This is a genomic window from Nocardia sp. NBC_01327, from assembly GCF_035958815.1.
Classification (GTDB): Bacteria; Actinomycetota; Actinomycetes; order Mycobacteriales; family Mycobacteriaceae; genus Nocardia.
In genome coordinates this window covers 1,399,753-1,422,476 of record NZ_CP108383.1, presented here as the reverse complement: position 1 = coordinate 1,422,476, position 22,724 = coordinate 1,399,753, and the positions used below count along the sequence as shown (strand labels likewise).

Here is a 22,724-nt window from a genome sequence, read left to right as displayed (position 1 = left end):
TGCACGGCCGCCCGGGAGCGACCTGCAACATCGAAACAGGGTTATCGGGGTGCCTCTCCGATAACGCTCGATATTACGGATTGTTCGCGCGACCGTGGTCGGCGAGTCCGCCCAATGCCTGTACCCAGCCCTCTACGAGTCGCTTGATCTGCTCCAGATCCAGCACCGCGCCCGCGAAGTCGAAGCGGGCGACGAGACCGTCCTGGAGGGTGTCCACGGTGACGTCGAGGTAGACGTCATCGGCGACCGGATCCGGATACACCCTGGCCGGGCGCAGATCGCGGTAGCGGAAAGCGATGCGGCCGGCCGGCAGTGCGGCCGTTTCGGCGGCGGTCACGGGATTCAGATGCCGCAGCAGTCCGAATCCCACGCCTCGGGACGGAACCCGGCGGCACAGGTCGCGGATCTGTTCGATCGCCGATCCGGCGGCCGGGCCGCCGCGGCGCACCTCGTCGAGGTCCACCCCGGTCAACCGCAGTGCCAGCGGGTAGGAGGTGCTGAAGGCCCCGACCGTGCGGTGACCGGCGGGATCGCCGGTCACCCGCGCGTCCGCGACCAACCGGACCACCGCACCGAGCCCAGCCCGCGCCGACGCACCGCTGTCGTCCAGCAGGGTCACCGCGAGCGCGGCGAGCAGTACCTCCTCGAGATTCGACCCGTACCTGCCGGCCACCGCCTCGACGGCCGCCGCGCCCTCACCGGTGATGAACACCGATACCCGGCCGCGGCTGATCGGGTCCGCGCCCGCGGCGAGCACCGCCGCGAGAGCCATGCCCCGGGACTCCGAGCCCAGAGCCGCATGCCACCAACCCATTTCGCTGACGGTCGATATCCCGGCGGCACGCACGGCGAGCTGCTCCGCGAGCTCGGCCGGATGCGTGTCCGCGGCAGGCGGCACGGCATGACCCGACCAGGACGCGGTCAGCTCCTCGATAATGGTCCGCCACGAGGTGTCGTCCACGACCAGGCCGGTGGCGACCACGACCAGCACCGCCGCCGGGCGATCGGCGGGATCGAGACTCGGATCCGCCTGAACGCCCTGCATCAGCACGAAGCGAATATTGCGGCCCTTCTCCGGATCCAGCTCCGCGGCGGCCGCGTGGACGACGGCCTCGATCGGATCGCCCACCGCCTCGACCGACGGATCCACCTGCCATACCACCGCATCGCGGGAATTCGCCTGCGCCGGAATATCGAGCACACTCGCCACCCCGTCGCGCCGCAGGCGCGAGCGCAGGGCGGGATGCCGATCGAGCAGGGTCGCCACCGCGCGCCGGACCCGCGACCCGGAGACCTCGGCCGCGATCTCCAGCGTGATCGCCCGGACCGCCCGGCCGGACCGCTCGACCTCGAGCAGTTCCACCGCACCGGCCGGAAGCGACGAGATCGTGCCCACCGCGGCCAGGCGCGGTCCCATGACGGGCAGGGCCCGCGGCGCGGCGACGGGATCCGCCGCGAAGACCGGCAGGGCCCGCGATCCCGTATCGACCGGAGCGGGATCCATGCGGGTCCGCAGCGTCACACCCGGCGGCGGCCCCGAGCTGGTGATGACCGGAAGTACCTGGGTGACAGCCCAATCGGCGACCGGATCCGGGTCCGGTGCGGCTGCCTCGCCGATCTCCTCGACAGGATCGCCGACCGGCTCGGTGGTATCGCCGGCCTCCTCGGTCCGCTGATCGGCGGCCTCGAGCACGGCGGCCACTTTCGGGCCGATGATCGCGATGGCCTCGGGCGTGACCATCAACTGGTGCAGGAACGGAATGGGATGGTCGGTGATCGCCCCCGTGATGAACGCACGCCAGTCCGCCGCGGAGTGCGCGTAGTCGTCCACGCCGCGGATCTCGGCTCGGAAGAGATCCATATCGCCGTCGAAAACGTCCGGCCGATACGAGGATCCGAGTTCGACGGTCCGCACCGCGCCCCGGTAGATGCGGCGCACCCCCTCCAGGCTGAGCACCGCGAGGTCGGCGGGAATGGCCGCGTGCAGCGCGGCCAGCGCCTCGTCACCGAGATCCTGCAGATCACCCTCGGGGAAATCGTCGGTGCTGACACCGAGCGCCGCGAACTCGTCGCGCAGTGCGCTGCGGAAGTCGGACAGGTCGGCCTCCGGGTAGGCGTCCAGCACCGCCAGCACATCGGTGCGCTGGCCCTGGGCGCGGAGTTCGGTCGCGATGGCCTGGGCCAGCACGCCGCCGAGCGAATAGCCGAGCAGCCGGTACGGGCCCTCCGGCTGGATGGCCCGCATTTCCGCGATATAGCGGCGCGCCACCTCGGTCAGCGATCGCGGCTGGTAGTCGTCCTCGGTGAGCGCCGGGGACTGCAAACCCAGAATCGGCTGATCGTCGGGCAGGTAGCCCGCCAAACCGGCGTAGCACCAGGACATTCCGGCCATGGGCGGCGCACAGAACAGCGGGGTGCGCGTCCCCGTGGCACGAATGGGCAGTACCACCCGCAGCGCCGCATCGGCGGCGGCGCTGTCGTCACTGCTGCCGAGCGCGGCCGAGACCTGTTCGGCCAGGCCCGCGACGGTCGGATCGGTGAAGAACCAGGCGACCATGACCTGCGCGCCGGTCAGCTTGCGCAGCCGGCTCACCACCTGGGTGGCCAGCAGGGAATTGCCGCCGAGGGTGAAGAAATCGTCGTCCCTGCCCACGCGGTCGGCGCCGAGCACCTCGGCGAAGGCGGCCGCGACGGTCTCCTCCATCGGGGTGGCCGGTGCGCGGTACTCCCGCTGTGCCAGTTCCGGTTCCGGCAGCGCCGCCCGATCCACCTTGCCGATCGGGGTCAGCGGAATCTCCTCCAGCACCACGATCGCCGACGGCACCATATGCGTCGGCAGACTGCGCGCCGCATATTCGAGCAATTGCTCCGGTTCCGCCGTCGCGCCCGGCACAGGCCGCACGTAGGAGACGAGAATCGTTGCGCCGGAAGGGTTCTTGCGGCCGAGGGTCAGCACGAAGTCCACCGCATCGTGCCCGCCGAGCACCGCGTCGATCTCGCCGAGTTCGATGCGAAAGCCGCGGATCTTCACCTGGAAGTCGGAGCGGCCGACATAGTCGAGCTCCCACTCCACCGACGGCACAGCGCGATTGCCGGACCGCAGCGCCGGATCGGCGTACCAGCGCACCACATCGCCGGTGCGGTACATCCGCGATCCCGGTCTGCCCCAGGGGTTTGCGATGAATCGCTCCGAGGTCAGGCCGGGCCGATTGCGGTACCCGCGCGCCAGCGCGCCGCCCGCCAGGTACAGATCACCCGCGACGCCCGGCGGCACCGGGTGCAGGCGGGCATCGAGCACCAGGGCCGAAACCCCGTGCACCGGTGCGCCGATGGTGATCTGGTCACCGACTTCGAGCCGGGCGAACGAGGAGATGACGGTGGCCTCGGTGGGGCCGTAGGCATTGTGATAGACCCGGCCGGGCTGCCATTTGGCCAGCAGTTCCGGTGTGGTCACATCGCCGCCGACGGTCAGCAGCTGCAATTGCTCCTGATCGGCCGGGTCGAGGGTGGCCGCCACCGCCGGGGTGAGGATCGCGTGCGTCACGCTCTCGGAGCGCAGCAGCTCGGCCAGTTCCGGGCCGCCCATGATCTCCGAGGGCACGATCACCAGCACCGCGCCCATATGGAAGGCGCACACCCATTCCAGCACCGACGGATCGAAGCTCGGTGAGCAGTTGTGCAGCATGCGATGCTGCGAATTCAGTTCGTAGCAGGCCACCGCGTAGTCGGCGAGACCGCCGAGACCGGCGTGGGTGACGGTGACGCCCTTGGGCATACCCGTGGATCCGGACGTGTAGATCATGTACGCCGGATGCTGCGCGCGCAGCGGCGCGATCCGATCGGCATCGGTGATCGGCGCCGCCGATTCGGTCATCAACCGGGCGTCGGTCGCCGCATCGTCCAGGGCCAGCCATTCCACGTCACCCGGCAGCGTGCCGAGGTGTGCGGAGCTGGTGATGCCCAGCGCCGCACCGGAATCGGCGATCATGTACCGGACCCGGTCGGCGGGATAGGTCGGGTCGACGGGCACGTGCGCGCCACCGGCCTTGGTGATGGCCAGCACCGCCGCCACCATTTCGAAGGACCGCGGGAAGGAGACCGCGACCAGCGTTTCCGGTCCGACGCCGCGCGCGATGAGCACCCGCGCCAGCTGCGAGGTGTAGTCGTCGAATTCGCCGTAGGTGATGGAGTGACCGCGGTAGCGGATTGCGGTGCGGTCGCGTCCGAGGCGCAGTCCCCGGGTGAGCAGATCCGGCAGCAGCCCCGCCTCCATGACGCCGTCGCTGTGCACCCGGGTGAGCAGTGCGTACTCGTCGCCGTCCAGCAGCGACAGCTCGCCGATCGGCGTATCCCGCTGTACCACAACGTCTTCCAGCAGCTGCGTGAACCGCTCCGCGAACACCCGCACCGACGCCTCGTCGAAAAGGTCACGGGCGAAGGTGAAGACCGCGTGCATACCGACGTCGTCACCGTCCGCGGCCTCGCGCATGATGAGCGAGAGGTCGAACTGCGCGCTGGTCACGCCGGAATCCAGTGCGGCGATGCGCAATCCGGGCAGTTCGAAGCCGGAGTCGGCGAGATTCTCGAACGACAGCAGCACCTGGAACAGCGGATTACGCGCGGTGGAGCGTTCCGGATTGAGCAGCTCGACCAGTCGCTCGAACGGCACATCGGCGTGCGCGAAGGCCGCCAGATCGGCCTCTTTGGTCTCGGCGAGCAGTTCGGTGAAGCGCAGCTGTCCGGGCACCCGGGTGCGCAGCACCAGGGTATTGACGAACATGCCGATCATGTCGTCCAGTTCGGCCTCGCCACGACCGGCCACCGGCGTGCCGATGACGATGTCGTCGGTGCCGGAGATGCGCGCGAGGAAGGCCGCCAGCGCGGCGTGCACCACCATGAACACGGTCGCGTTCTGCGCCCGGGCCAGCGCGCGCAGGCTCGCGGACAGCTCGTTGCCGATCGAGAAGGCGACCTGTCCGCCCGCGAAGGACGGGCGCGGCGGGCGCGGCCGATCGGCGGGCAGGTTCAGTTCCTCCGGAATGCCCGCCAGGGCGGTGCGCCAGTAGGCGCCCTGCGCCGAAATCAGGCTCTCCGGATCGGATTCCGTACCCAGCACCTCGCGCTGCCACAGCGCGTAGTCGACGTACTGCACCGGCAGCGGCGCCCACGCGGGTGCACCACCCGCCGTGCGTGCCAGATAGGCGGTCATCACATCGCGGGCCAGCGGTCCCATGGACCAGCCGTCGGCGCTGATGTGGTGCGCCACGAACATCACGACATGTTCGGCTGGCGCGGAAGGGTTCGATTCCACCGCCCCGGAAGAGCTCGATTCCACCGCCCCTGAGGGGCTCAATTCCACCGCCCCTGAGAGGCTCGATTCCACCGCCCCTGAGGGGCTCGATTCCGCCCTCTCGCCGGGGCTCGGTTCGATGCGGAACAGCTTGGCCCGCAAAGGAACCTCGGAGGTGACATCGAATCCGGCGGACAATTCGGCGGTGATCCGCTCCACCAGCTCCGCCTGCGCGACCGGCTCCGGCGCCAGGCTCGGCACGGCCTGCGCGGCGGGCAGCACCACCTGGTGCGCGATGCCGTCCACCTCCGGGTACACGGTGCGCAGCGATTCGTGCCGGGCGACCACATCGGCGACAGCCTGCTGCAGGGCGGTGGCGTCGAGCGCACCGGTCAACCGCAGCACCACCGGCATGTTGTACACCGCCGCGGCGGGTTCGAGCTGGTTCACGAACCACATGCGCTGCTGGGCGAGCGAGAGCGGAATCAGTTCCGGGCGCGGGCGGGCCACCAGCGGAATGCGATCACCGGTCGCCTGGGCCGCGAGGAAGGCGGCCAGCGCCCGCACCGTCGGGGTCTCGAAGACGGCGCGCACCGGGACCCGGGTCTCCAGCGCGGCGCCGAGCCGGGCCACCACCTGGGTGGCAATGAGCGAGTTTCCGCCCAGTTCGAAGAAGTCGTCGTCGCGACCGGCGCGGGCCACGCCGAGCAATCCGGCGTACACCCCGGCCACCAGCTCCTCGAGCGAGGTCGACGGTTCCTGGTATTCCCGTTGCGCCAGTTCGGGTTCCGGTAGCGCGCGGCGATCGAGCTTGCCGACCGGGGTCAGTGGGATCTCGTCGAGCACCACCAGCGCGGCCGGCACCATATGGGAGGGCAGCTGCCTGCCCGCGTAGTCGAACAGCCGGGCCTCGTCCACCGAGCGGCCCGGCGCCGCGAGCACGTACGACACGAGCACGGTCGCGCCGGCGGCGTTCTCCCGCCCGAGCGTGACCGCGAATTCGATATCCTCGTGCGCGGCCAGTACCGCGTCGATCTCACCGAGTTCGATGCGGTAACCGCGGACCTTCACCTGGAAGTCCGTGCGCCCCAGGAAATCCAGTTCCCAGCCGTCCGCCCCGGGCACCCGGCGCACCAGATCGCCGGACCGGTACATCCGGGAGCCCGGCGGACCCCACGGCGCGGCCACGAAGCGCTCGGCGGTCAGCCCGCCGCGATTGCGGTAGCCCCGCGCGAGCGCCGAACCCGCCAGATACAGCTCACCGGGCACTCCCGGCGGCACCGGATTCAGCCGGGCGTCCAGTACCAGGGCCGAGATGCCCCGCAGCGGCGTGCCGATCGTCACCCGCTGTCCCGCAGCGAGATTCACGTAGGTCGAGCCGATCGTCACCTCGGTCGGACCGTAGCTGTTGAGGTAGCGGCGGCCGGGCTGCCACTTGGCGATCAGCTCGGCGGAGGTCGCGTCACCACCGGTGGCGACCACCCGCAGCTCGTCCAGCCCCGCCGGATCGACCGTGCCCAGCATGGCCGGGGTGATCATCGTATGCGTGACCCGCTCGGCCTGCAGCAGCTCGTGCAGCTCGAGGCCGCCGACCACCTCCGGCGGGACGATGACGAGCATCGCACCCGTGGAGAAGGTGTACAGCCACTCCTCCATGGACTGGTCGAAGCTCGGCGAGCATACGTGCAGGAAGCGGGAATCCGCTGTGACAGCGCATAATTCGACGCCCTGCTCGACGAGTCCGCCCAATCCGGCGTGGGTGACCGCGACGCCCTTCGGCAGACCGGTCGAACCGGAGGTGTAGATGACATAGGCGGGGTGCTGTGGCCGCAGCGGCGCACGGCGATCCGCATCGGTCACCGCGGCGGGCGACATCCGGGCGCACGCATCGGTGACCGCCGGGGCGTCCAGTGCTAGCCACTCCACGTCATCGGGCAGGTCATCGGCGAGAGCGGTGAGCGTAAGACCCACCGTCGCAGCGGAATCGGTGACCATATGCCGAATCCGGTCCGCCGGATACGCCGGATCGACCGGCACATAGGCGGCGCCGGTCTTCGCGACGGCCCAGACCGCGGCGATCATCTCGTACGAGCGGCCGATGGCCAGCGCCACCACCGCTTCCGGCCCGGCGCCGCGCGCGATGAGCACACGCGCCAGCTGCGACGAATAGTCGTCCAGCTCACCGTAATCGAACGAGCGATCCCGGCTCCGTACCGCAATCCGGTCCCGGCCCAGCCGCACGCCCGCGGTCAGCAGCTCCGGCAGCAGCGCCGGGGCGGCGGTATCTCCCGAGATCCGGGTCAGCAGTGCGTATTCGCCGCTGTCCAGGATCGGCAGCTCACCGACCGGCAGCTCCGGGCTGCGGGTGACGGCCTCGAGCACCCGCACGAAACGCTCTGCGAACGACCGCACCGTGGCATCGTCGAACAGTTCGGTGGCATAGTTGAATGCTGCCGAAATCCCCTGCGGCGCACCATCGTCGCCGAGGCTCTCCAGCAGTGTGAGATCCAGGTCGAATTTGGCGACCGGAAGATCCAGCTCGACGGACGACACCGTCATACCCGGCAGGCTCAGCTCCGCGCGCGTCATGTTCTGCAGTGTCAGCGCCACCTGGAACAGCGGATTGCGGGCCTGCGAACGCGGCGGATCCAGCAGTTCCACAATGCGTTCGAACGGCACATCGGCATGTTCGAAGGCGGCGAGATCGATCTGCCGGACGGCGGCGAGCAGCTCGCTGAAACCGGCGGCCGGATCGATATCGGTGCGCAACACCAGGGTGTTGACGAACATGCCGATCAGATCATCCAGTTCGGCCGCGCCACGACCGGCGATCGGCGCGCCGATCGCGATATCGCGGATACCGGACAACCGGGCCAGCACCGTGGCGAAGGCCGCGTGCAGCACCATGAACAGGGTGCTGTTGTGCTCCTGCGTCATTCGCCGCAGTCCGGCGTGTACCACCGGATCGATATCGAAGGTCAGGGTGGCACCGTGGCCGGAGGCGATGGCGGGGCGCGGCCGATCGGCGGGCAGGTCCAGCTGATCGGGGAGCCCCGTCAGGGTGGTGCGCCAGAAGTCGAGCTGACGCGCCAGCAGGGAGGCCGAATCGGCTTCGTCGCCGAGGATTTCGCGCTGCCACAGTGCGAAATCGGCGTACTGCACCGGCAGCGGCGTCCACTCCGGTTCCCGGCCCTGGACACGGCTCAGATAGGCGGTCACGAGATCGCGGGTCAGCGGTCCGGCGGAGAAGCCGTCGCCCGCGATGTGGTGCACCACGCACACGAGCACGTGATCATCGGCGGCCAGGCGCAGCAGCCCCAGCCGCAGCGGCGGTGCGGCGCTCACGTCGAAACCGGCGACCACGGCCTCGGTCACGTACGCGGCGAGTTCGGCCTCGGCGCCGTCGCGCAGCGGCAGCGCGGGCAGCGCCTCGGGGTCGCCCTCGGCCAGCACCACCTGGTAGCCGATGCCGTCGTGCTCCCGGTACACGGTGCGCAGCACTTCGTGCCGGTCGACCAGGTCGTACACGGCGGCCCGCAGTGCGGGCACATCCAGCGGCCCGGTGATGCGCAGCGCGGTCGGCAGGTTGTAGATGCCCGCACCGGGATCGAACCGATTGAGGAACCACATGCGCTGCTGGGCGTACGACAGCGGAATCCGCTCCGGGCGCTCCCTCGGCCGCAGCGGGGCGATCACCGAATCCGCATGCTGGGCAAGCTGTCCGGCGAGCTGCGCGACGGTGGGCGCTTCGAAGACGGCGCGCACCGGCACCCGTGTTCCGAGCGCGGCGCCGAGCCGCGCCACCACCTGGGTGGCATTGAGCGAATTGCCGCCGAGTTCGAAGAAGTCGTCGTCCGCCCCGGCCCGTTCGACACCGAGCACCGCCGCGAAGACCTCGGCGACGGTGCGTTCGGCCGGAGTCGACGGCGCACGGTAGGCGCGGGCCTGAAACACGGGCACCGGCAGCGCTTTACGGTCCAGCTTGCCGCTGGCATTGAGCGGCATCGCCTCGAGCCGGACGACCGCCGACGGCACCATGTACGACGGCAGCGACTCGCGCGCGTGCGCGAGCAGATCCGCATCGGCGACCTGCACACCCGATTCCGGCACGATGTAGGCGACCAGGCGGTCACCGGTGTCACCGCGCACCAGCGAGACGGCCGCGCGATGCACCCCGGCATGGCTCAGCAGCACGATCTCGATCTCGCCGAGCTCGATGCGCTGACCGCGCAGCTTGACCTGGAAGTCACTGCGGCCCAGGTACTCCAGCGCATGACCGGCCCCGGCGGGATCGGCCACCCAGCGCACCACATCACCGGTGCGGTAGAGCCGCTCACCACCGGAGTGCGCGACAAAGCGTTCCGCCGTCAGCGCGGGCGCACCGAGGTAACCGCGCGCCAACTGCACACCGGCCACATACAGCTCACCCGCCGCCCCGAACGGCACCGGCTGCAACTGCCGATCCAGCACGTGCACACGCGTATTGGCGACCGGGCTGCCGATCGGCACCGCGACGCCCGCCGACCGGTCCGCGGGATGCGCGGTGACCACGGTCGCCTCGGCCGGGCCGTACCAGTTGACCAGCGCCGTATCCGGCAGCGCCGCACCGGACTTCGCGGCGGTCTCGGCGGACAGCGCCTCACCGGCGGCGAACACCCAGCGCAGCTGCGCCGAGGCGGGCACCGCCGAGGTCGCCGCACCGTCGAGGTACGCCTCGAGCATGGACGGCACGAAATGCACCGAGGTGACGCCGTAGTCGGCGATCATGCGCGCGATGTAGGCCGGATCGCGATGCCCGTCCGGCTCCGCGACGACCACCGCCGCACCGGTCTGCAACGGCCAGAACAACTCCCACGTGGAGATATCGAACGTAATCGGCGTCTTGTGCAACACCACATCCCCCGCACCGTGCGGGTAGGTGCGCTGGGCCCAGCGGAACTGATTGGCCATCTGCCGATGCGTGATCACCACGCCCTTGGGACGACCGGTCGACCCCGAGGTGTAGATGACATACGCGGCATGATCCGGCCGCACCGCCGCCGCACCGACGAATTCGATCTCGGCCGCACCCGCCACCGCGTCCACCAGGAACAGCGGTACGCCCGAGTCGGTGCCGAACCCGTCGGCAGTCCGGGTCAGCACGCATACCGGAGCCGATCCCGCCAGCACGTACTCATTGCGCTCGGCCGGATGATCCGGATCGACCGGCACATACGCACCGCCCGCCCGCAGCACCGCGTAGAGGGCGACCACCAGATCGATACCGCGGCGCATGGCCACCGCCACCCGCGATTCCGGCCGCACCCCGCGCAGGGTCAGTTCCCGCGCCAGCCGCCGCGACCGCGCATCGAGCTCCGCGTAGGTCACCGTGGTATCGCCGACTATCACCGCCACCGCGTCCGGGGTCCGCGCCACCTGCGCGTCGAACAGCGTGAGCAGGGTCGAATCATCCAGCAGTGCAGCGACTTCGGTGTCATTCACGTGTGCCAGGGCACGGCGTTCGCTCTCGATGAGCGCATCCACGTCCGCCACCCGCGCCTGCGGCTGCACCGCGAATCGGGTGAGCAGCTGCGAAAAGCGCTGCGCCAGAGCCTGTGCCGCGGGTTCGTCGAAAAGATCGCGCAAATATTTGACGTTCACGCGCAGCGAATCGCCGACCGGCTGCACCATGACCGTCACCGGATAGTGCGTGCCATTGGCCGCACCCGTTCCGAGCAGGCCCACGCCGTCGATCGGCGCCGCCGCCTCGTCGAGCGCCGCACCGTCGACCGGGAAGGAGGCGAACACCACCAGGGAATCGAAAAGGCCGTCCACTCCGGCGATTTCCTGGATCTCGCCCAGGCCGAGGTAGTGGTGATCCAGCAGCGCCGCCTGCTCGTCCTGTAGTCGCCGCAGCACCTCGGTGAGCGTATCCGCCGCTGCCAGCCGCACCCGCACCGGAATGGCATTGAGGAACAGGCCGACCATGGTCTCGATACCCGCCAATTGCGGCGGGCGGCCCGATACCGTCGCACCGAAGACGACATCGTCACGATCGGTGCTGCGCGCGATCAGCAGACCCCAGGCCGCCTGCACGATCGTATTGACCGTGACACCCGTCTCTGCGGCGACACGACTCAGGGCAGCGGTGTCCGAGGCGGGCAGATCGAAGCCCAATTCGCCTATACCGGCGGAGATTTCGCGCGATCGATCGACCGGGGCGAGCGGTGTCGGCTCGGTCAGACCGGCCAGCGCGGCGCGCCAGGCATCGCGCGCCGCGGCCTGATCCTGCGCACCCAGCCACGCCAGGTAATCGCGGTAGGAACGCGGCTGCGGCAGCGCTTTCGCATCGCCGCCGAGCGCGTAGAGGGCCAGCATGTCCTGCATGAGCAGCGGCATGGACCAGCCGTCGAGCAGAATGTGATGGCTGGTGACCCACACCCGGTACTGCTCGGGCGCGGTGCGCACCAGCGAGAATCGCACCAGCGGCCCGGTCGCCATATCGAAGTGACTCGCCATATCGGCCGCGAGCAACCAGTCCGTCTTCACGGACCCGTACGGCTCACTGGTCGCCAGATCCAGGTAGCGCCAAGGCACTTCGACATCGTCTAGGACGATCTGCAGCGGATTGCCCGCCGCGTCCTCGGCGAAGACCACCCGCAGATTCACATGCCGATCGAGCACCGCCTGCGCGACCGCGTGCAGCAACTCGACATCGATATCACCGCCGAGATCGACGCTGAACTGCGTCATATAGGCGTCGACCGAGGACTCCGCCAGCAGCGCGTGGAACAGCATGCCCGACTGCAGCGGCGTGAGCGGCCAGATATCGGCGAGGTTCGGATACGTCTCGCGCACTCGCGCCAGCTCGGCATCGCCGAGCCGCACCAGCGGGCCGGTCACCGGCTCCGCCTCCGCCTGCGCTGTTGCGGCAGTGGCGATCTCGGCGAGCGCGGCGAGGGTGCGGGTGGCGAACAGATCCCTGGGCTTGAAGGCGACCTCGCGCGCACGCGCGCGCGAGACGATCTGGATCGCGGTGATGCTGTCCAGGCCGAGCGCGAAGAAATCGTCATCGAGGCCGACCCGGTCGCTCTTCAGCACCTCGGCCAGCACTTCCGAGATAACCTGCTGCACAGCGGTTTCCGGAGCACGGTAGGACGCGCTCCGCAGGTCCGGCTCCGGCAGGGCGCGACGGTCCAGCTTGCCCGCGGGGGTCAGCGGGATCTCGTCGAGCACCATGATGGCGGTCGGCACCATATGCCCGGGCAGGCGGCGCTCGGCATGCGCCGTCAGTTCGGCCGCCTGCACAGCTCCGGTCCCGGCCGCATGCACGTAGGCGACCAGCACCGTGCTGCCATTGGCCAGCTCATGGCCGACGGTAACGGCCAGATCGATCGCGGGATGTTCGGCCAGCACGGCATCGATTTCACCGAGCTCGATCCGGAACCCGCGGATCTTGACCTGGAAGTCGTTGCGGCCCAGGTACTCCAGTTCACCGGCGGCGGTCAGCCGCGCCAGATCACCGGTGCGATACAGTCGAGATCCATTGGTGTCGAACGGATTTGCCACGAACCGCGATGCGGAGAGCCCTGCCTGCCCATGATATCCACGAGCCAGCGGCGCCCCCGCCACATACAGCTCACCCGGCGTACCGACCGGCGCCTGGGCCAGGCGCTCGTCGAGCACGTACTGGGTGACTCCGGGAATAGCCGCGCCGATGGTCACGTCCCGATCCGGGAGCAGGCGGGCCATATGCGTCATGACCGTGGCCTCGGTGGGGCCGTAGGCATTCCAGAAGGAACGCCCCTCGGAGGCGAAGCGCTGCACCAGATCCGGCGGACAGGCCTCACCGCCGGTGATGACCACCCGCAGCTCCCCCAGCCCGGCCGGGTCGACGGAGGCCAGCGCGGCCGGCGTGACGAAGGCGTGCGTCACCCGCTCGCGCCGCAGCACCGCCGTCAGGTCGGCGCCGCCGTACACCCGGGGCGATACCACCACCATGGTGGCCGCGCCGCCGATTGCCAGCAGCAGCTCCAGCACCGAGGCGTCGAAGGACGGTGACGCGAAATGCAGTGTGCGCGAATCCGCGGTGACGCCGTATCGCCCGCGCTGCACCTCGCAAAAGGCCGCCAGCCCGGCGTGCGTGACGACCACGCCCTTGGGTGTGCCGGTGGAGCCCGAGGTGTAGATGACATAGGCCGGATGGCCGGCCCGCAGTGGCCGCACCCGATCGGCATTGGTGACCAGATCGGACGGGTACGCGAGCAGCCGGACGCCGAAATCACCGGCGTCGATGGTCAGCCATTCGACCTCACCGGGCAGATCGGACCGGGCGGCCTCGACGGTCAGGCCCAGCACCGCACCGGAATCGAGCACCATATGGGCAATCCGGTCGGCCGGGTAGTTCGGATCCACCGGGACGAAGGCGGCGCCGGTCTTGGTGATCGCCCATACGGCGATCACCGACTCCAGTGAACGCTCGATTCCGACGGCGACCCGGTCCTCCGGGCCGATGCCGCGGTCGATCAGCATGCGCGCCAATCGACTCGATCGCTCGTCGAGCGCGGCATAACCGAGAGTTGCCAGGGTGCCGGCGGCGTCGGCCAGAACCAGCGCCACCCCCTCGGGATTCGACTCGACCGCAGCCGTCATCAGCTGCGGAAGCGTCGGCACCCGCGAATGTCGCGTGCGAACAGGTCGTACGCGCGTTGTGCCGATCATGCGCACACCGCCCAGATTTTGTGCTGCCACTGCCCGGCAACCCGATCCATTAAGTTGTCCCCCACCGTAATCATTGTTCCCCGTACCGCCCGAGCGCATCGGAAGAACCGAGCGCGCACGCTCGACTTTTCCGCTAACGCGCGGAGAATACAACCGGAAAAGGAACTACGGCCGGTACTTCAGCTCAGCTCAAGTGAACATCCGCTAGCCCCGAGAGCACTACCACGGTGGACGTCCATGCCTGGGTATCGGCACTCGAGGCGAGGATCACAGTTTGTAAATCTTCGAGCGGGGCAGGGTCCAGGTCGTGCAAACCGGCCGAGTCGGCGAACAGATGGGTAACCCACTCATCGCCCAGTGCCGCGGAAAGGTCGGCGGTAGCCGGATCCACGAGCACGAACGAGGCTCCCGCGGCGCCGGCAGCGACCAGCTCCACCAGGGCCAGCGCCGAACCCTGCGAACCCTGATGGAAGGTCCGGGATTCGAAGGTGATGCCGGCGGTGTCGCGGGCGCGATCCGCGGCGGCGGCCAGTGCGTCGTAGGTGAGGACGCCACCGGAGGCGAGGTACGCCGGGTCGATTCCGCGCAGCGCGCGTGTACGACTGGCGTAGGTGACCGGGCGCGCGGATTCGGCGGCGACCTGAGCCGCCACTTCCGCATCGTCGAGCACCAGCCAGTCGATGCCCGACGCCGTCGCCGGCACGGCGCCCACGGTGATACCCACCTTGACGTCCAGACCCGGTGCGTCGGCCGCCGCGAGCGGCACCAGCATGGCCCCGGTCTTGAGTACGGCCCAGGTCGCCACGGCCTGATCCGCACTGCGCGGCAGACTGACCACCACACCCGCGCCCGGTCCGCTGCCGTGCGCGATCAGCACCCGGGCCAGCCGCGAGGAGCGGGCGTCGAGTTCCTGATAGGTCACCGATTCCTCGCCCCACACGAGTGCCGGACCGTCCGGATCGTCCTCGACCGCGGTGGTCAGGACCTGTGTCAGCGCGGCGCCCCGCGCGGCCGGAGCCGCCGGTTCGGGAGTCGGGCGCGATGCGGCGGCCACCCCGGCGCCCGGTGTACCGAGCAGTTCGATATCCCCGACCACCGTGTGCGGGTCGGCGGCAACGGCCAGCAGGATCCGCTCCAGCGCCTGCCCGAACGAATCGATGGTCGCCTCGTCGAAAAGGTCTGTGGCATAGGCGAAGATCACGTCGAGCACGCCCAGCGCGCCGTCGGCGCCGGAGCGCGGCTCCATGCTGATCTGCAGATCGAACTTCGCCGCGGCCAGTTCGGTATCGATGGCCGACACCCGCAGTCCCGGCAGCTCCAGCACCGGAGTCTCGGTGTTCTGCAGCGAAAGCACCACCTGCAGTAGTGGATTCGCGGCGCCGCGACCGGCGGCCGCCACCTCGGAAACCCGCTCGAACGGCACATCGGCATTGCCGAAGGCATTCAGGTCGGTCTCCCGGGCCTGCGCGACCAGCACATCGAACGGCGCATCGAGGTCGACCGGGGTGCGCAGCGTCAAGGTATTGACGAACATGCCGACCAGATCGTCCAGCGCCCGTTCACCGCGACCGGCGACGGCGGTGCCGATGACCACATCGGTACTACCCGACAGCCGCGCCAGCCAGGCCGCCACGGCCGCGTGCACCACCATGAACAGCGAGGCATTGTGCTGCCGCGCAATACGATTCAGTGCGACGTGCACCTCGGTGGGCAGCCGGAAGTCCGCGAACGCGCCCGCCGTGGAGGAGGCCGCGGTGCGCGGCCGGTCCAGCGGCAGGCTCGGTGCGGGCAGGTCCGCCAGCTGCTCGCGCCAGAACGCCAATTGCTGTGCGGCCAAGGAGTTCTCGTCCTCGTCGACACCGACCACCGCGCGCTGCCACACCGCGAAATCGGCGTACTGCACCGCCAGCGGCGACCAGCCGATCTCCCGGCCCGCACTGCGCGCCAGGTAGGCGGCCATGAGATCGCGCGCCAGCGGAGCCATGGAGGCGCCGTCGGCCGCGATGTGATGGGCGACCAGCACCAGCAGGTAGTCGTCCGGATCATCACCGGTGATCAGCCGCACCCGCAGCGGAACACGCTGCGCCACATCGAATCCGGTGAAGACCAGCTCCGCCACCCGTGCGCCGATGTCCTCGGCCCGCTCGACCTCGAGACCGTCCGGCAGCACCTCGGCCACCGACAGGATCTCCTGGTACGCCGCCGCGCCCGGAGCGGATTCCGGATACCACGTGCGCAGGACCTCGTGCCTGGTCAGCACGTCCTCGACCGCCTGCCGCAGCGCGGGAACATAGAGCGCGCCCTGCAGGCGGATGGCCATGGGGATGTTGTAGGCCGCCGACTCCGGATCGAACTGGTTCAGCACCCACATGCGCTGCTGCGCCAGCGACAGCGGCACCCGCGCGGGGCGCTCCCCCGCGACCAGCGGCGGACGTGCGCCCACACCCGCACCGGGCACCACGCGCGCGGCCAGTCCGGCGACCGTGGAGGTCTCGAACAGTTCGCGCACCGCGACATTCGTATCGAGCGCCTCGTTCACCCGCGCCACGGCCCGGGTGGCGATGAGCGAATTACCGCCCAGCTCGAAGAAGTCGTCGTCCGCGCCGACCCGGTCCGCACCGAGCAGTTCGGCGAAGACCCCGGCCACGATCTCCTCGATGGGAGTCGACGGCGCCCGGAACACCTTGGCCTCGAAGACCGGGGCGGGCAGCGCCTTCCGGTCCAGCTTGCCCGAGGCATTGAGCGGGAACTCGTCGAGCACCAGCAGCGCCGACGGCACCATGTAAGCCGGAAGCGACTGCGCCAGCACTGTTTTCAGCTCTTCGCCGTCGACATCGGCGACCACGTAGCCGATGAGCTGATCGCCGGTGTGCGCATCGGCGCGCACCACGACCACGGCCTGCGAGACACCCGGCTGCGCCAGCAGCGCCGCCTCGATCTCGCCCAGCTCGATCCGCAGCCCGCGCAGCTTCACCTGGAAGTCGGTGCGGCCCAGGTACTCCAGCTCACCGGCCGCATCCCACTTCACCAGATCGCCGGTGCGGTACATGCGCGCGCCGATGCCGAACGGATCGGCCACGAACCGATCGGCGGTCAGATCCGGCCGCTCCACATAGCCGCGCGCCAGCTGCACACCCGCGAGATACAGCTCGCCCGCGACACCCGGCGGCACCGGGTTCAGTCGCGAATCCAGCACGTACACCTGGGTATTGAAGACCGGGGCGCCGATCGGCACCGAGGTGATGTCCGCATCGGTCACCTCGTGATAGGTGACGTCGACCGCGGCCTCGGTCGGGCCGTACAGATTGTGCACCCGCGCGCCGGTCAGCTCGCGGACCTTCTGCGCAGTGCTGCCGGGCAGCGCCTCACCGGAGGCGAACACCTGCCGCAGCCGCAGCGCGGAGGTCTCGGCGCCGCCGAGCGTGCCCACGAACACCGACAGCATGGACGGCACGAAATGCGCCGTGGTGATGCCCTGTTCGGCAATGATCTGCGCCAGATACACCGGATCGCGATGCCCGTCGGGCTTGGCGACCACCAGTCGCGCACCGGCCTGCAGGGGCCAGAAGAACTCCCACACCGAGACGTCGAAGGTGGCCGGAGTCTTCTGCAGCACAGCGTCGTCGGCGGTCAGGCGGTACTGCGCCTGCATCCACACCAGGCGATTGACAATGGCCCGGTGGCTCACGGCCACACCCTTGGGCTTGCCCGTCGAACCGGATGTGAAGATCACATAGGCGGTATTGTCCGCCCGCAGCGGCTGCGTGCGCTCGGTATCGGCGATGGGCGCGGCGCTCAGACCCTGTGCGGCCTGCTCCAGATCCTCGACCCGGGCCGTATTGATCACGCGTCCCGACGTGAAATCGTCTGCGCGCGTGGTCAGAATCAGGCGCGGCTGCGCGGTATCGAGAATGTGCCCGATACGGTCCAGCGGCTGATCCGGGTCGATCGGCACATACGCCGCACCCGCCTGGACCACGGCGTACATGGCCACCACGAGTTCGGTGGAACGCCGGATGGCCAGTGCCACCGTCGATTCCGGACCGGCGGCGAAACCGCCCATCATGAGCCGGCGAGCCAGGCGATTCGCGCGCTGCTGCAGCTCCCGGTAGGTGAGCCGCTCGTCCTCGAACACCACCGCGACGGCATTCGGGGTGGCCGCGACCTGTGCGTCGAACATCGATACCAGCGTGGCCGGAATGCCCTGCGGCAGACCGACGGCCGCCTCCAGATCGAATCCGGTGGCGTTCCAGTCGCTGACGACCTGCTGCCGTTCCCGTGCGCCGAAGACCGTGATGTCGCCGACCGAGGCGCCCGGATCGGCGGTCACGGCCGCCAGCACCCGCTCGAACCGCTCGGCGAAGACCGCCACCGTCGACTCGTCGAAAAGATCCAGCGCATAGGAGAATTCGCCGGCCAGACCATCGGCGTCGCCGTGCTCGTCGTGCGACTCCTGCATGGTCAGCTGCAGATCGAACTTGGCGAACGGTATCTGCAGATCCGCGCCCGCCACGCTCAGCCCCGGCAGTTCCAGCCGGGTGGGCGCCATGTTCTGGAAGGCGAGCATGACCTGGAACAGCGGATTGCGCGCCTGCGAGCGCGCCGGATCCAGCAGTTCCACCAGGCGCTCGAACGGCACGTCGGCATGCCCGAAGGCCCGAATATCGGTGTCGCGCACCTGATGCAGCAGATCCTCGAAGCTGGTGCCGGGATCGATATCGGTCCGCAGCACCAGCGTATTGACGAACATGCCGATGAGATCGTCGAGCTCGGCCGCACCGCGCCCCGCCACCGGGGTGCCGATGGCGATATCGCGGGTGCCGGACAGTCGCGCCAGCAGTACGGCGAGCGTCGCGTGCACCACCATGAACAGCGTGGTGCCGCGGGCCTCGGCCATATGCCGTGCCGCCGCATAGGTTTCGTCGGTGATCCGGAAGCCGAAGGTGCCACCGCGGTACGAGGCCACCGGCGGCCGCGGCCGGTCGGCGGGCAGCACCAGTTCGTCGGGCAGATCGTCCAGCGCTTCTCGCCAGAAGGCGATCTGCTGCGCCAGCACCGAATCCGGATCGTCCTCGCTGCCCAGCGTCTCGCGCTGCCACACCGCGTAGTCCGCGTACTGCACCTCGAGCGGCGTCCACTGCGGTTCCCCGCCGCGGGCCCGCTCGGCGTAAGCGGTCACCAGATCACGCGCGAGCGGACCCATGGACACGCCGTCACCGGAGATGTGGTGCACGGTGGCGACGAGCACATGCTCCTGCGCGGCGATCCGCAACAGTCGCAGGCGAATCGGCGGTGCGGTGGTGACGTCGAAACCGGCGCCGACCACCTCGGCGACCCGCTCCGGAATCTCGGCCGCGCCGATATCGAGCAGCGAAAGTTCCGGTACCGCACGGGGATCGTCGGCGGCCAGCACCAGCTGGTAGCCCTCGCCGTCGACCTCCGGATAGATGGTGCGCAGCACCTCGTGCCGCGCCACCAGATCCCGGGCCGCCGCACGCAGCGCCTCGACATCGAGGGCGCCGCTCAACCGGACCGCGAGCGGAATATTGTCCACCGCGCTGCCGGGATCGAAACGGTTCAGGAACCACATGCGCTGCTGCGCGAAGGACAGCGGAATCCGTTCCGGCCGTGGCAGCGAACCCAGCGCCGGACCGGCGGTCACGGCCGCGCCACCGTCGAGTTGCGCCGCCAGCGCCGCCACCGTCGACGCCTCGAACAGCACATGCACGGGCACCCGGGTACCCAGCGCGGTGCCGATGCGCGCCGCGGCCTGCGCCGCGAGCAGCGAATTGCCCCCGAGTTCGAAGAAGTCGTCGTCCGCGCCGACCCGCGCCTCCGGGTTGTCCGGAATCAGCAGCGTCGCGAAGACCTGTGCCACAGCCTCTTCGGCGGGAGTGGACGGCGCCCGGAACTCGCGGGCCGCGAATACCGGCTCCGGCAGGGCGGCACGATCGAGCTTGCCGACCGGGGTCAGCGGGATTTCGTCCAGCACCACAATGGCCGTGGGCACCATGTACGCGGGCAGCGATTCACCGATGAAGCTCGCCAGTTCGGCGGTATCGAGAGTGGTTCCCGGACGCGGAAGTACATAGGAGACCAGCGCGGTCACACCCGACGGCAGCGTCTTGCCCAGCGTCGCAGCGTAATCCACATCGGCGTGCGCGGTCAGCGCATTGTCGATCTCGCCGAGCTCGATGCGCAGACCGCGAATCTTCACCTGGAAATCGGAGCGGCCCAGGTACTCGATGACACCGCCGGCCTCCGCGTCGCCGCCCGCGGCGGCCGTGCGCTTCACCAGGTCACCGGTGCGGTACAGACGCGCGCCCGGCGTACCCGTGGCCTCGCCGAAAGGACTGGCCACGAAGCGTTCCGCGGTCAGGCCCGGCCGCCGGTTGTAGCCCTGCGCCAGCGCGGGACCCGACAGGTACAGCTCGCCCACCACGCCGTCCGGCACCGGCCGCAGCCGCGAATCCAGCACGTACGCACCGACACCCGGCACCGCCGAACCGATGGTGATGCCCTCGTGCGGCAGCAGCGGTGCGCTGCTGGTCGCGAGAATCGTTGCCTCGGTGGGCCCGTACCCGTTGTAGAAGGAACGGCTGCCGGTCGCCCAGCGACCGACCAGCTCCGGCCCGAACTTATCGCCGGCGACCACGACGGTGCTCAGCTCGTCCAGTCCGGACGGATCCACCGATTCCAGCGCACCCGGCGTGATCAGCACATGGGTGACCCGTTCGCGGCCGAGCAGGTCCGCGAGCTCCACGCCGCCGAACACCCCGGCGGGGGCGACCACCAGGGTGGCGCCGGACGTGAAGGCCAGCAGCAACTCCAGCACCGACACATCGAAGCTGGGCGAACACACGTGCAGCACACGCGAATCCGAGGTGACGCCGTAGTGCTCGCGCTCCGCGGCGGCGAGACCGGCGAGACCGGTGTGGGTGACGACAACGCCCTTGGGCTTACCCGTCGAACCGGAGGTGTAGATGACATAGGCCGGATGCTGTTCGGTCAGCGACCGCACCCGGTCCGCATAGGAGATGGGGTGCGCGGGATGCGCTTCGATCCGCCCGGTCCACACCGGATCGTCCAATTCGATCCAGTAGGTGGAGGTCCCGAGCGCTCCGCGGTACTCCCGCGTGGTCAGTCCGAGCACCGCGCCCGAATCGGTCAGCAGATGGTCGATGCGGTCCGGCGGATACGCCGGATCGACGGGGACGTACGCCGCGCCGGTCTTGGCGACGGCCCACACCGCGAGCACCGATTCGATGGACCGGGTGATGCCGATGGCGACCATATCGCCGGGGCCGACCCCGCGCCCGATCAGTTCGCGCGCCAGCTGGGACGAGTGTGCGTCCAGGTCGCGGTAGCTGATCTCACGCTGATCGGCCGGTGCGCCGGTCGGATTGAACCGGACGGCAATGGCATCGGCCGCGGATTCGACCGCGGCGGTGAGGAGCTGCCCGAAAAGAGGGCTGCCGGACCGACGCCGACGATTACCGCGAGCTGTACGGCGGGCAGTATCCATTCGAGTGCATTCACCTCTCGGGTCTAGCTGGTCCGCATGCCGAAGACCTTCGGCCAACCCACGAATAATGGTGGTCGAACCACGCTGGCGGACTGAGCAATCATATCGGGCGCGCGGTGCCGCGATGACGGCTCGAGCTCAGAGAGTATCGGTGACCAGGGACCTTCGTTGCAGCCTTGTGATCTGCACCACAGGCAATTACAGCCACCCACGTCGGGTGGCCTGCACCCCGGCCTGGAATCGGGTGCTCGCACCGAGCCGCTCCAGCAGGCTCGCGGTCCGCCGCACCACGGTCCGCCGGGACAACCCCAGCCGGCGCGCGATGGTGTCGTCCGTCGCGCCCATGCTCATGAGGGTGAGGATGGCGCGATCGCGCTCGTCGAGGGATTCGGACGGGTTCACCGAAATCGGCGTGGCCATGGACCACAGCGAATCGAAGGTCTTCACCAGCAGATCCAGCGTGGGCGAGGGGCCGACCCGCACACCCATCGGATCACCGCGCCGCTCGTCGGAGTGCAGTACCAGCACCGCCCGGCGGTCGTCGGCCACGATCAGCTTCATCGGCGGATCGGGCAGCGTACGCGCCTGTGCGCCTGCGGCATTGGTGGCGAGGACATGCCGTAGTCGTTCTGCGTCCTGGTAGATCGTCTCCTGATACAGCGTGCGGTAGTCGATGCCCGAGGCGATGCGCGCGGACTTGAGCTCGAACATCCGCTCCTCGGTCTCCACATCGGAGAGGAACGGACCGCGCTCCACCACCTTCACGCAGGTGTGCGCGGTGTGCTGCAGATCTTCGAAATCGGCGAGCAGCTGGCGGCGTTCGTAGACAGCCACCACCGCACCGTCGGCATCGGTGGTGCGCCGCACCGATCGGAAGGTCTCGCCGAGACGGGCCGCCGCCGACTGCATGCGCAGCACATCGGAGGTGCGGCGCCGAGTCTCGGCCTCCGACAGGGCTTCCGGAGCGTGCGCGTCCCAGCGCACGGTGCCGCTGCTTTCGGTCAACCGCACCGCGGCCTCCAAATGGCACAGCGCCTCGAGCGCGGCCTCGGCCACGCGCGGCGGGCAGCCCAGGCGCTCGCCGACCTCCGATGCGGTCGACCTTGGATGCTGCACGAGCACCGCGTAGGCGCGCCCGTGCAACGAGGCAGGGTCGAAGAGATCATCCAGTGTCGTCACCGCGCCCACCGGCATCCGCCGGTCCGGGAA

At 69.4% G+C, this 22,724-nt stretch carries 2 protein-coding genes and 1 pseudogene; all 3 read right to left on the bottom strand.

All coding sequences use genetic code 11. The annotated features are described in order from the left end of the window. Positions 1-73: 73 nt before the first annotated feature. Positions 74-13,906, bottom strand: a pseudogene (locus OG326_RS06260) (amino acid adenylation domain-containing protein); the annotation flags it as partial. 268 nt (positions 13,907-14,174) lie between these two features. After that, a complete protein-coding gene (locus tag OG326_RS06255) occupies positions 14,175-21,515 on the bottom strand; it encodes a non-ribosomal peptide synthetase (protein WP_327143653.1) in 7,341 nt (2,446 codons plus the stop codon). A 198-nt stretch (positions 21,516-21,713) separates the two neighbouring features. Then, the gene (locus OG326_RS06250; RefSeq protein ID WP_327143652.1) at positions 21,714-22,694 is read right to left on the bottom strand and encodes a helix-turn-helix transcriptional regulator; all 981 of its coding nucleotides are present in this window, start codon (positions 22,692-22,694) and stop codon (positions 21,714-21,716) included. Between the last annotated feature and the right edge of the window lie 30 nt (positions 22,695-22,724).